The 12,589-nt window shown below is 67.8% G+C and carries 10 protein-coding genes and 1 tRNA gene; 4 read left to right on the top strand and 7 right to left on the bottom strand.

Annotated elements, in window-relative coordinates:
* Positions 1-107: 107 nt before the first annotated feature.
* The 3 genes from J5T34_RS09500 to J5T34_RS09510 form a co-directional block, all read right to left on the bottom strand.
* Positions 108-728: an NAD(P)-dependent oxidoreductase gene (locus J5T34_RS09500; RefSeq protein WP_208579542.1), complete on the bottom strand. Its 621-nt coding sequence runs from the start codon at positions 726-728 to the stop codon at positions 108-110.
* A gap of 113 nt (positions 729-841) precedes the next feature.
* Positions 842-1,276, bottom strand: coding sequence for an Rrf2 family transcriptional regulator (locus J5T34_RS09505; RefSeq protein ID WP_208579543.1), 435 nt, complete (start codon positions 1,274-1,276; stop codon positions 842-844).
* Between the two features lie 482 nt (positions 1,277-1,758).
* Positions 1,759-1,845 (bottom strand) — tRNA-Leu (locus tag J5T34_RS09510).
* Positions 1,846-1,915: 70 nt separating this feature from the next.
* On the opposite strand from J5T34_RS09510, the gene rnr reads away from it, so the two are divergent.
* The 3 genes from rnr to J5T34_RS09525 all read left to right on the top strand — a co-directional run bounded on the left by rnr (position 1,916) and on the right by J5T34_RS09525 (position 6,332).
* Positions 1,916-4,543, top strand: coding sequence for a ribonuclease R (gene rnr, locus J5T34_RS09515; protein WP_208579544.1), 2,628 nt, complete (start codon positions 1,916-1,918; stop codon positions 4,541-4,543).
* 235 nt (positions 4,544-4,778) lie between these two features.
* A complete protein-coding gene (rlmB, locus tag J5T34_RS09520) occupies positions 4,779-5,525 on the top strand; it encodes a 23S rRNA (guanosine(2251)-2'-O)-methyltransferase RlmB (protein ID WP_208579545.1) in 747 nt (248 codons plus the stop codon).
* A gap of 54 nt (positions 5,526-5,579) precedes the next feature.
* Positions 5,580-6,332 (top strand): SIR2 family NAD-dependent protein deacylase, encoded by a 753-nt coding sequence (locus J5T34_RS09525; protein WP_208579546.1) that lies wholly within the window; start codon positions 5,580-5,582, stop codon positions 6,330-6,332.
* Positions 6,333-6,424: 92 nt separating this feature from the next.
* Here the strand turns inward: J5T34_RS09525 and J5T34_RS09530 are convergent, their stop codons facing one another.
* Positions 6,425-8,626 carry a hypothetical protein gene (locus tag J5T34_RS09530; RefSeq protein WP_208579547.1) on the bottom strand — a complete coding sequence of 734 codons (2,202 nt, stop codon included), beginning with the start codon at positions 8,624-8,626 and terminating at the stop codon, positions 6,425-6,427.
* A 153-nt stretch (positions 8,627-8,779) separates the two neighbouring features.
* On the bottom strand, positions 8,780-9,739 hold the full coding sequence (gene tal, locus J5T34_RS09535; protein WP_208579548.1) for a transaldolase: 960 nt from the start codon (positions 9,737-9,739) through the stop codon (positions 8,780-8,782).
* Positions 9,740-9,931: 192 nt separating this feature from the next.
* On the opposite strand from tal, the gene rpiA reads away from it, so the two are divergent.
* Positions 9,932-10,618, top strand: coding sequence for a ribose-5-phosphate isomerase RpiA (gene rpiA, locus J5T34_RS09540; protein ID WP_208579549.1), 687 nt, complete (start codon positions 9,932-9,934; stop codon positions 10,616-10,618).
* A 197-nt stretch (positions 10,619-10,815) separates the two neighbouring features.
* On the opposite strand, the gene J5T34_RS09545 is transcribed toward rpiA, so the two are convergent.
* Together J5T34_RS09545 and argA are read right to left on the bottom strand one after the other, a co-directional pair.
* Positions 10,816-11,088 carry an oxidative damage protection protein gene (locus J5T34_RS09545; protein ID WP_208579550.1) on the bottom strand — a complete coding sequence of 91 codons (273 nt, stop codon included), beginning with the start codon at positions 11,086-11,088 and terminating at the stop codon, positions 10,816-10,818.
* A 134-nt stretch (positions 11,089-11,222) separates the two neighbouring features.
* Positions 11,223-12,572: an amino-acid N-acetyltransferase gene (argA, locus tag J5T34_RS09550; RefSeq protein WP_208579551.1), complete on the bottom strand. Its 1,350-nt coding sequence runs from the start codon at positions 12,570-12,572 to the stop codon at positions 11,223-11,225.
* Between the last annotated feature and the right edge of the window lie 17 nt (positions 12,573-12,589).

Here is a 12,589-nt window from a genome sequence, read left to right on the forward strand (position 1 = left end):
CCTATGTTTTTTCCCCCCTCCCCCGTTGTGGGGGGGGGGGCGGGGGGGGGGGGGCCCGGGGGAGAGGGCAGCGCACCACCTGCCTTCACCCCTCTCCGCAATCCCTCTCAATACCCCACCGTAAACCGCTCGCGCGAATGCGCGTGCCGTTCCAGTTCGTCGACCAGCGCGACGGCGAAGTCCTCCATCGAGATCCAGCTCTTGCCGTTGGCATCGGTCAGCAGCTCGTCCTTGCCGACCCGATAGCTGCCGGTGCGCTCGCCCGGTTCGAGCAGCGCGGAGGGCGACACAAAGGTCCAGTCCAGCTCCTGTTCCGCCTGCAGCGCGTTCAGAAAATCGCGGCCCGCGAGGGCTTCGGCCTTGTATGCCTGCGGAAAACCCGGCGTGTCGACCAGCTGTACGCCCGGCGCGACATAGAGACTGCCCGCGCCACCGACGACCGCCACGCGCTGTACGCCGGCCTGGCGTGCCAGCGTGAGCAGGGGTGTCGGGCCTGCCTCGGCGAAACGCACCGCGCTGACCAGCGCATCATGGCCGGCCAGCGCCGGCGCCAGCTTCGCGATGTTGGCCGCGTCGGTGATATCGGCGTCCAGCCGTTTCAGGCCCGGACGGTCCGTCAGCGCGGCGGCGTGGCGGGCGATCGCGGTGACGGTATGGCCGCGGCGCAGCGCCTCGTCGACGATGCGGCTGCCGACGCGTCCGGTGGCACCCAGGATGGCGATTTGCATGGTGGAACTCCTTCACAGGTTGGCTTCAGCACGAAGCAAGAACGAACTGCAAGAACGAACAGCAAGAACGAACGCATATGAAACTAACGTAGTTACATATGCGGACAAAAAAATCAGCGCCGCCGCGCCCGCGCCGATCGTTCGACGTCGGCCAGCATGCCGGCGATCGTCGTCTGCGCCAGGTTTTCCTCCATCGCGGCCTGCGCCCGGTCGGTGATGCGGGTCAGGGCCCCGGTGATCTCGCGCCCGACCATGCAGGCCGGATTCGGCGCGCCGGCATGCAGACCGATCACGCTGTCCGACTCCACCGCGCGGAACACGTCGCGCAGCGTGATGGTATTGGCCGGCCGCGCCAGCGAGGCGCCGCCGGCGGCCCCCATCGCGGTCGATACCAGCCCGGCCTGCGCCAGCACGCCGATCAGCCGGCGGATCAGCGCGGGATTGGTGCCGACGCTGCCGGCGATCAGCGAGGACGGCAGCGGCTCGTCGGCGCTGGCCAGCAAGGTCAGGATATGAACGGCAACGGCGAATCGGCTGCTGGTCGACATGGGAAGAAACGATAAAGTGAAACCATCGTAGTTACATATGAACCGGCTGTCAACCGGTGCGGAAAATCACGAGGGGGAGAGCGCCGGCGAAGCGTGCACGGGCGGATGTCCGCACCGTGTCAACAGAATGCCGGAAGCGCCACTGAAGCTGATACACTGCGCCTTGATGTCGAGGCACGGCGATGACGGTCGTGCCCGGCGCAAGGGGCGGTGCAGTCGCCAACGGTTCGGCCGGTGGGTTCGAGCGGTTGCCAGCGCGCCGCAAGCAGTGAAAGATGGTCGTCGGCCGCGCAAGGTCGGCACGTGGTCGGAATTCTTCGGGACGCGATCCCGGGATCCGGGGCAACCGGCGCACATGGCGCCGAACTGGAGCGCCAATGGCCCGATCAAAGCAGAACGCGCAAGCGATCCGGATGGAAATGCAGATGCAGGCGGGAAAGAAAAAACCCGCAGCGCCGGAAAGCGATGCGGGTTTTTTGATCTGGTGCCCAGGAGAGGACTCGAACCTCCACAGTGTTGCCACCGCTAGGACCTGAACCTAGTGCGTCTACCAATTCCGCCACCTGGGCAGGTGTCGAAACAACCGAAGCGCTCATTATAGCGACGACAATCGATTTGTCAAATCCTCTTTAGAAGAAATTGAATCAGAACAACTATCCGATCCCGAGTCGGGAAGAAATCCTCGGCGTGCTCCGTACCTCCGGTTCGCCACTGTCGGCCGGCGATATCGCCAAGGCCCTCGCCGTCACGCGCAAGGAGCATGACGGCTTCCAGAAACGGCTGGCCGCGATGGAACGCGACGGCCAGATCGAACTGAACCGCAAGGGCCGCTACGAGCTGGCGCACCAGCCCAATTTCGTCGTCGGCCGCGTGCAGGGCCACCGCGACGGCTTCGGCTTCCTGATCCGCGACGACGGCGAGGACGATATCTTCCTGCCCGAGCGCGAGCTGCAGAAGGCGATGCACAACGACCGCGCCCAGGTGCGCGTGATCGGCTACGACCGTCGCGGCCGCCCCGAGGGGCAGATCGTCGAGATCGTCGAGCGGGCCAATCGTTTCGTGATCGGCCGCCTGCTCAGCGAGGGCGGCGTGCTGGTGGTGGCGCCCGAGGACAAGCGCATCAGCCAGGACATCCTGATCCCGCCGCGCGCGCAGGGCAAGGCCAAGGTCGGCCAGGTCGTCAGCGTCGAGATCGTCGAGTATCCGGACCGCTATGTGCAGCCGGTCGGCCGCGTGGTCGAGGTGCTGGGCGAGATCGACGACCCCGGCATGGAGATCGAGATCGCGGTGCGCAAGTACGGCGTGCCGCATACGTTCTCGCCGGCCGCCGCCAAGGAGGCCGAGGCCCTGCCCGACGAAGTGCGCGAGGCCGACCTGGAGCACCGGATCGATCTGCGCGACGTGCCGCTGGTGACGATCGACGGCGAGGACGCGCGCGACTTCGACGATGCGGTCTACTGCGAGCCGGTCAAGATCGGCCGCGCCAAGGGCTGGCGCCTGATCGTGGCGATCGCCGACGTGTCGCACTACGTGCGCCCCGGCACGCCGCTGGACGCCGATGCGCTCGACCGCGCCACCTCGGTCTACTTCCCGCGCCGCGTGATTCCGATGCTGCCGGAGAAGCTGTCGAACGGGCTGTGCTCGCTGAACCCGCTGGTCGACCGGCTGTGCATGGTCTGCGACGCGGTGGTCACCGCCAAGGGCGAGCTGAAGGCCTACCAGTTCTATCCCGCCGTGATGCATTCGGCCGCGCGCCTGACCTACAACGAGGTCTGGTCGGTGCTGTCGAACACCAAGGGTCCGGAGGCACACAAGCGCGCGGAACTGGTGCCGCATCTGCAGAACCTGTACGAGCTGTACCAGGTCCTGCTGAAGGCGCGCCGCGAGCGCGGGGCGATCGACTTCGACACCACCGAGACCTATATCGTCTGCAATGCGCAGGGCAAGATCGAGCAGATCCTGCCGCGCACGCGCAACGACGCGCACCGGCTGATCGAGGAATGCATGCTGACCGCGAACGTCTGCGCGGCCGACTTCCTCGAGCGCTTCAAGCACCCGGCGCTGTACCGCGTCCATGCCGGCCCCAACGAGGAAAAGCTCAAGGCGCTGCGCGAGTTCCTGAAGACCTCGGGCCTGTCGCTGGGCGGCGGCGACAAGCCGCAGGCCTCGGACTATGCCGAGGTCATGGACAAGATCAAGGCGCGTCCCGACGCGCCGCTGCTGCAGACGATGCTGCTGCGCTCGATGCAGCAGGCGGTCTACAGCCCCGACAACATCGGCCACTTCGGCCTGTCCTACGAGGCCTACGCCCACTTCACCAGCCCGATCCGGCGCTATCCGGACCTGCTGGTGCACCGGGCCATCAAGGCGGTGCTGGCGCATACCAAGTATCAGCCGGTGTTCCCTCCGGGCACCGCGCTCAATACCGCGATCTCGCCGAAGGCGCGCCGCATGCAGGCCAAGGACGAGGCCGCTCGGGCCGAGAAGATGGCTGGCCGCGCGCGCCGCAACGAGGCGGTGTGGGACGAGCTCGGGCTGCACTGTTCGGCCAACGAGCGGCGCGCCGACGAGGCGTCGCGCGATGTCGAGGCCTGGCTCAAGTGCTATTTCATGCGCGACAAGCTGGGCAACGAGTTCGCCGGCACGGTCAGCGCGGTGACGTCGTTCGGCATCTTCGTCCAGCTCGACGAGCTGTATGTCGAAGGGCTGGTCCATGTGACCGAACTGGGCAGCGACTACTTCGAATACGACGAGGCGCGCAACGAGCTGCGCGGGCAGCGTACCGGCATCCGCTACCGGTTGACCGACCGCGTGCGCGTGCAGGTCTCGCGCGTCGACCTCGACGCCCGCAAGATCGACTTCCGCCTGGTGCAGGAGCCGTCGGCCAAGAGCCTGCGCGCGCGCCCGACCACCGAGCCGGCGCCGCACGTGCCGGCCGCGCATGCCTTGCCGGCACGCAAGAAGGGCCGCCAGCTGGCGGCGCTGCTGGGCGGCACGTCCAAGCCCGAGGAATCGTTCGACGAAACGCTCGATCGCGTGTTCGAGGAACAGCCGGTGTTCGAGGCGGTGATCACGCCGATCACGACCCGGCCCGAGGGAGGTGGCGCCGGCAAGCCGTCCAAGCGGGCGGCCAAGCCCAAGCCGGCCGGCGTGGGGCGCAAGGCCAGCGGCAAGACCACGGCGAAGTCTACGTCCACGCGGGGCAGCAAGACGGCGGGCAAGACGGCGCGCAAGACGGCTTCGAAGAAGACGACGCGCGGGCGGTAAGCAGCGGCGGCGGCAGATCGAGCGCCGCTGCCCCTCTCCCCCGGCCCCTCTCCCGCACGCGGGAGAGGGGAGCAAGACGGCCGCCATCCGCGGCTGCGCCTCATGCGAAGGCCGTGAACGCTTCCATAAGGTGCGAGCCGCGTATCGCGTCGCCGCATGCAGACCTCGCGCCCCTCTCCCGCTCGCGGGAGAGGGGCGGGGGAGAGGGCAACCCCGGGCGGGTACAATCCCGCCCATGGCCAAACAAAAACTTCTGATCGGCTTTCACGCCGTCACCGCGCGCCTGCGCCAGGACGCGGCCGGCGTTTCCGACGTCTATATCGAGTCCGCCCGGCGCGATCGCCGCATGCAGGACTTCATCCGCCTCGCCGAGGGACTCGGCGTGCGTCTCCATCCGGTCGATGCCGAGCGTCTGCGCGGCATGGCCGGCACCGACCGCCACCAGGGCGTGGTCGCCCGCGCCGAGGACGTGTCGCTGGCGCTCAATCTCGACGAACTGCTCGACGGCATCGAAGGCACGCCGCTGCTGCTGGTGCTCGACGGCGTCACCGATCCGCACAATCTCGGCGCCTGCCTGCGCGTGGCCGACGGCGCCGGCGCCCATGCGGTGATCGCGCCCAAGGACCGCAGCGTCGGACTGAACGCGACGGTCGCCAAGGTGGCCAGCGGCGCCGCCGAGACCGTGCCCTATATCACCGTGACCAATCTGGCTCGCACGCTGCGCGAACTGCAGGAGCGCGGCATCTGGGTGGTGGGCACCGCGGACGGCGCCGAGCGGACCGTCTACGACATCGAGCTCAAGGGCCCGACCGCGCTGGTGATGGGCGCGGAAGGCGAGGGCATGCGGCGCCTGACGCGCGAGACCTGCGACGAGCTGGTGTCGATCCCGATGGCCGGCGGCGTCGAAAGCCTGAACGTGTCGGTCGCCAGCGGCGTTTGCCTCTACGAAGCGGTGCGCCAGCGCCGCGCGGTGGCGCGGTGAGCGGACGGTCCAATGAAGTGGGCGCGATGAAGTGGGTGCGATGAAGGGGGCGCGATGCTGATCGATGCCGCCGGCCTGGCCGAGGCACGGCGACGCATCGCCGCCGCCAGCGACATCCTGGTGCTGACCGGCGCCGGCATCTCGGCCGAGTCCGGCGTGCCGACCTTCCGCGATGCGCTGACCGGCCTGTGGGCCCGCTTCGATCCCGAGGAACTGGCCACCGAGGCGGCCTATCGCCGCCAGCCGGGCCTGGTCTGGGACTGGTACCAGCATCGCCGCACGCTGGTCGCCGCGGCGCAGCCCAATCCCGCCCATCATGCGATCGTCGCGCTGGCCGCGCAGAAGAAGGTCACGCTGGTCACGCAGAACGTCGACGGGCTGCACCAGCGCGCCGGCAGCACCGACGTGATCGAGCTGCACGGCAATCTGTTCGCCAACAAATGGCTCGACGGCTGCGGCCGCTGCGAGGCCGCTCCGGACGACGGCCGCAGCCCGCCGCGCTGCATCCATTGCGGCGCGCTGATGCGGCCGGGCGTGGTGTGGTTCGGCGAGGACCTGCCGCGCGTGGCGCGCTATCGCGCCGAACATGCGGCGCAGACCTGCGATCTGTGCCTGGTGGTCGGGACTTCGGGGATGGTGTATCCGGCGGCGGGTTTGCCGGGCGTGGCGAAAGACCACTGCGCCGGCGTGATCGTCGTCAACCCCCAGCCGTCGGCGCTCGATGCCACCGCGGATCTGGTGCTGCGGGCGGCGGCCGGCCAATGCCTGCCCATGCTGTGGCCGCCCTTTGCGGCAGCGCCGGCCTGAACCGCTTTCGCGATTCGTCGAGTATCACGCCGCGGGCGCCGCGGGGCTTGATCGTTGGCTGTCAGCCGCTTGCCGTCGTCCGGGTTCCTGGCTTACACGTCGGCTTGCGCATCGCGGCTGGCCTTGCGCTTGTGACCGGCGTTCGGCGTGAGCCTGTCCGGTTCGGGGAGGCGATCGATGGTTCCCCCTATTTCAACGCACGCCGGCAAGCCGAATTTCGTGCAGGCGTCGATCAGCCAGTACAACGCCGAAGCGCGATGGCCGTCGTCGAGCGTGGCCACCGCCTCCGCCACCAAGGGGAGCAACATCGACGCGTGCTCTTCAGGACAGTTCGTCGCGGCGTACTCCGCGATACGCGTGATGATTTTGACCTCGTGGCGCTGTGTTGGCGGCAGGCCTTTGGCCTTCTCGAGAATCCAGGCCTTGCACACGGCGGTTTTTGCAGTGTGCTCCAGGTCCAGCAGCAGGTCGCCACGTTGCCTCAGGGGTAGCATGACCAGAATTTGCGAGAGCTGGTCCATCAGTGCCTCCCAGCTGGTCGGCAAGCGGGCGATCGCATAGTCGTCAGGCGATGCCGCGATTCGGACATCGGCATTCCGTAGCGTGCATGGGGCACCTTCCGCCCATTTGAACAATTCCCTCGCGATGGTGCATAACGGCCCGTATCGATGAGGCGCTGCGAGGCTCGCGGCGGTATTGATCAGACCCCGGCGCCAGTGCCCATCATGGAAAACGGAGTAGATCATCGATGCCAGCAGCCGGGCGCGATCCTCGTCGCCCAGGCCATTGCAAAGGGCCATCCATCGAGGGACGACCATGCCGACCAGCCCATGGAAATGGTGGGAATTCCGGGCGAGCGACCACAGAGGCTCGCGTCGCAGCTCGGGTGACAGCGCTTCGACTTGCTCGCAGAGCGCAACCAAGCGCGCTTCCATCCCATCGTCGCCGATATGGGGGCACATGCCCGCCAGTGTCGCCAGGCACTCCGCCTGAAGCGCGGGGTCCGCGCCCTTGCAGGCGTGCAGCAACCTGTCCCAGAAAACCAGCGGGATGACTTCGTCCCCGTTTCGGCATGCGGCGTCGAACGCGTGCTTGAGCACGCCGATTGCGACGCCATGTGGCAACGCGCGGGTGGCCGCGAACACCTCGTCGAGCAACGGAGCGCATGGTCCCTGGACGTCGAACTCCTCCAATGGCTCCAGCATGCTGGACAGCACGTTGGCCGCCTCGACCGGCGAAAGGCGAGTGAGCGCACTCTTGATCAGCGCCCGCCACCCTTTGATCACGGGATCGTCGACAGGCACGGGTTCACCCAGGCAGGCGCACCCGTGGAACGCTCCGTACGCGAGCGAGTGCAACAACGTCTTGTAGTGCGGGTCCGGCAGTTGCTGCGTGTCGGCGAGGACCTCTGCCCAGAAACCCCATCGGTGCGCAGCGCTGTCGCGCGAACGATGGCGGCGGGCGACGGCTTTTGCGACCGCGTTCAGCGAACGGACCCGCTGCAATTGGATAGAGGGGTCGGCGTCGTCTTGCCGAGCCCGTGCGTCGCACAGCGTGGCGTCGAGCATCGCACGCCATGGTGCGACGTCACGATCGTCGCAATGCTCGGTGACCATCGCTTGCACGGCGACCCGGTCGTTCGGCGGCAGGCGAGCGACGATATCCAGCCAGGCAGCCAGTCCTGGTTCCATCATGGTGTCGCGACCGGCATGCGCGATCCACGCCACGAGCGACGGACCGCGCTCGGCGTCGCCAAGCGTCAGCAATTCGTCCAGCGCCTGCGGGGCCTTTCGCGGCGCGGCAGGCGGGAGAGGCGGCAGCGATGCCAGCGCACGTTCGCGTACGACAGGGTGAAGCGGCACCGAACAAGGCGACCCGGAAGTGCAGTAGAAATGGTAAAGCGGATCGGGACAATGCCGTCGTACGGCGCAATGCAGTCCATTCCACAGCCGCGGCCGCGCAGGCACGGGGCACTGCTCGATGCGCCCTCGCAGGCGTTGAACGTCGGCGTGCGAGACGATCCATTGCATCTGCTCGCCGAGGCGGACAGGCGTGATGCGAGCGTGGTCAAGCGCTTGATGCGCGTGCTTCGATGTCAGTCCGAGCGCCATCGCCGCGGTATCATCCACGCGCTCGGCGATCTGCAGGACGATATGGCCGGGCAGATCGCGGAACGTCGCACGCGGCCCGCCGGGTGGCGGGCAAGGGCGCGAAGCGGCGTCGGTTTTCGGGGGCGTTGCAGATACGCCCGGGGCGGGATTGCCGCCGGGCGAGCGGACGGGATGGTGCAGCATGGCATGACCTCCTGCGATGGGCCGTATGCGCGTACCTTAGCCGCAAGCCGTGCTGCCGCCTTTAGCTTCGTGTCCACCACCGCAAGCCGCGGCGCGCGGGGACCGGCTCGCCGCCGGTGGCGGCATGCCAAACCGTTTGTCCGTGCTGCCGCGCTAGTGCATGCCCGCGGTCGCGCCGATCAGCGCCTCCAGCTTGACCGCATCGGCCGCGAAGGCGCGGATGCCTTCGGCCAGCTTCTCGGTCGCCATCGCATCCTCGTTCAGCTGCCAGCGGAAGGCCGGCTCGTCGCAATGCACGCGCGGGATATGGCCGGCCTGCGCGTCGTCGACCGACAGCTTGCGCTCGACCGGCGCGTTGCTGGCGGCCAGTTGCTCGAGCAGTTCCGGGCTGATGGTCAGCAGATCGCAGCCGGCCAGCGACAGGATCTGGTCGGTATTGCGAAAGCTCGCGCCCATCACCTCGGTCTTGTAGCCGAAGCGCTTGTAGTAGTCGTAGATCTGCCGCACCGAATGCACGCCGGGGTCCGAATCGCCGCTGTTGGCGTCCGGATTCCACTTGTCGCCGGCCTGCTTGCGGTACCAGTCGAGGATGCGGCCGACGAAGGGCGAGATCAGCTGGGCACCGGCCTCGGCGCAGGCCACCGCCTGCACCAGCGAGAACAGCAGCGTCATGTTGCAGCGGATGCCTTCGCGCTGCAGCACCTCGGCGGCGCGGATGCCTTCCCAGGTCGAGGCGATCTTGATCAGCACGCGCTCGCGCGGCACGCCGGCGCGCTCGTACAGCGCGATCAGATGGCGCGCCTTCTCGACGGTCGCCGCGGTATCGAACGACAGCCGCGCATCGACCTCGGTCGACACCCGGCCCGGCACGATCTTCAGGATCTCGCCGCCGAAGGCGATCAGCAGCGCGTCCATCACGACATCGACGCCGGCGTCGTGATGATCGCGCACGGCCTTCTCGAGCAGCGGCCGGTATTCCGGCTTTTGCACGGCCTTCAGGATCAGCGACGGATTGGTGGTGGCGTCCTGCGGCGTGTACTGCTTCATCGCCTGGAAGTCGCCGGTATCGGCCACCACGGTGGTGAACTGCTTCAGTTGCGCTAGCTGGTTCATGATGGATTGCGTCGGACGGGAAAGGAATCGGGATGGGACGGCATGGCTGCAACCGCCGCCATCCGGGCCATTGTACCGGCCCATTGTGGGACGCCTCGCGCGCGGGGCGCAATCCGTTACACTACGCGGTTTCCGCAACCGACTTTTCCGGCCCTTCGCCCCATGCGACGGCCGGGCCGAAGGCAGCAAGCAATGACCCAGGACGAACTGAAGGCGCAGGTGGCGCAGGCCGCCGCGGACTATGTCGAGAAGGAAGTGCCCGAAGGCGCGGTGCTCGGTGTCGGCACCGGTTCGACCGCCAACCTGTTCATCGATGCGGTGGCGCGCTTCAAGGACCGCTTCGCCGGCGCGGTGTCGAGCTCCGAGGCCTCGACTCGCCGGCTGCAGCAGCACGGCTTCAAGGTGCTGGATCTGAACGAGGTCGACGAGATTCCGGTCTACGTCGACGGCGCCGACGAGATCGATGCCAGCGGCGCGATGATCAAGGGCGGCGGCGGCGCGCTGACGCGCGAGAAGATCGTCGCCTCGGTGGCGCGCACCTTCGTCTGCATCGCCGACGCCAGCAAGCTGGTCGGCGTGATGGGTCAGTTCCCGCTGCCGGTCGAGGTGATCCCGATGGCGCGCGCCGCGGTGGCGCGCAAGCTGGCGGCGCTGGGCGGCCAGCCGCGCCTGCGCATGACCAGGGAAGGCGGCATCTACAAGACCGACAACGGCAATGTGATCCTGGACGTCAGCGGCCTGGCGATCGGCGACCCCAAGGGCATGGAGCAGGCGATCAACCAGCTGCCGGGCGTGGTCACCGTGGGCCTGTTCGCACTGCGCGGCGCCGACGTGCTGCTGCTGGGCACCGCCGATGGGGTGCGGCGCACGGACTTCTGAGCGATCGATCCGCCCGCACCAACGACAAAGGCGCCAGAAAGCTGGCGCCTTTTGTTTTTCCCTCTCCCGCTTGCGGGAGAGGGACAGGGGAGAGGGCATCGGGCGGTGGTTGTGCCATCGCGGCTGGAAACCACCCCCTCTCCCCGACCCTCTCCCCCTGAGGGGGAGAGGGAGAACACCTTCAGCGCTGCATGCGCTCAAGCCTGCGGCGGCACATACCCCGCCGCCTGATCCGCACCCTCGCCGAAGAAGTACTTCTCGGTCTGCTTCAGCAGATACTGGCGCGCACGGGTGTCGGCCATGTTCAGCCGGTTCTCGTTGATCAGCATGGTCTGGTGCTTGAGCCAGCCCGCCCAGGCCTCCTTCGACACGTTCTGCCAGATCTTCTTGCCCAGTTCGCCGGGCAGCGGCGGGAAATCGAGGCCCTCGGCCTCCTTGTTCAGCTTGACGCAATGGACCATGCGGGCCATGGGGGACTCCTTGTATTCGTGTGATCGCGGCGAGTCGGGCTGTGGGGGCGCGATGTTGGGGGCTCGCCGGCGGCGTTCGTAAGGCGGCTATTGTAGCGAAGCGGGGCGTCCGCCGCGCCTCGCCCCTACCGCGCTTACAGTTTCTTCATCAGCACCATCGACTTGCGCTGCCAGTTGTACAGCTTGCGCTTGTCCTCGGGCAGGTCGTCGACGCTGGCGCGCACGAAGCCGCGCTTCAGGAACCAGTGCTCGGTCCGCGTCGTCAGCACGAACAGCCGATCCAGCCCGAGCGCGCGCGCCCGCCGCTCGATGCGCTTGAGCAGCCGTTCGCCGTCGCCGGTGCCCTGGGCATCCGGGGACACCGTCAGGCACGCCATCTCGGCCATGCCTTCGCGCGGATAGGGGTAGAGCGCGGCGCAGCCGAACAGCACGCCGTCGTGCTCGATCACCGAGAAGTTGCCGATATCGCGCTCGATCAGATGGCGCCCGCGCGGCACCAGCGTGCCGTCCTGCTCGAGCGGCGCGATCAGCTGCACGATCGCGCCGACATCGTCGAGCGTGGCCTCGCGCAGGCTCTCCAGATCGGTGTCCGAGATCATCGTGCCGACGCCGTCGTGCAGGAACAGCTCCAGCAGCACCGAGCCATCCATGTCGAACGGGATCAGATGCGCGCGCGGCACGCCGCCCTTGAGCGCCTTGACCAGATGCTGCAGGTAGTAGGCGACGTCGGGCGGCAGGTGGTTGTTCTGCAGCCGTTCGACCGCGGTGCGCAGCGACATCTCCGGCATCAGCTTGCCGACCGGATCGAGCACGCCCGGCACCTCGGTGATGAAGATCAGCTTGTCGGCCTTCAGCGCGGTGGCGGTCGCGCTGGCCACGTCCTCCATCGACAGGTTGAACGCCTGGCCGGTCGGCGAGAAGCCCAGCGGCGACAGCAGCACGATCTTGCCGTGCTGCAGCGACATGCGCACGGAGTCGCCGTCGATCTTGCGCACCAGGCCGGTGTGCTGGTAGTCGGTGCCCTCGACGATGCCGACCGGACGTGCGGTGACGAAGTTGCCCGACACCACCGACAGCTGCGCGCCGGCCATCGGCGTATTGGGCAGGCCCTGGCTGAAGGCGGCCTCGATATCGAGGCGCAGTTCGCCGGATGCTTCCTTCGCGCATTCGAGGGCCGCGTTGTCGGTGATGCGCAGGCCGTCGACGAAGCGCGACTCGACCTGGCGCAGCGCCAGCTGTTCCTCGACCTGCGGACGCGAGCCGTGGACCAGCACGATCTGCATGCCCATCGCATGCAGCAGCGCGACGTCGTTGACCAGCGCGTTCAGCATGCCGGCCTTGACCAGCTCGCCGCCGAAGGCGATCACGAAGGTCTTGCCGCGGAACGTGTGGATGTACGGGGCGACCGCGCGCAGCCAGTCGACGAACTGCTGGCGGTCCGGTCCCGGCGCGGCGCGCTCGGGGGTGGCCGGTGCCCTCGGCACGCTCGGCACCTCGGGGG

This window comes from Cupriavidus gilardii (assembly GCF_017598945.1).
Lineage (GTDB): Bacteria > Pseudomonadota > Gammaproteobacteria > Burkholderiales > Burkholderiaceae > Cupriavidus > Cupriavidus gilardii_E.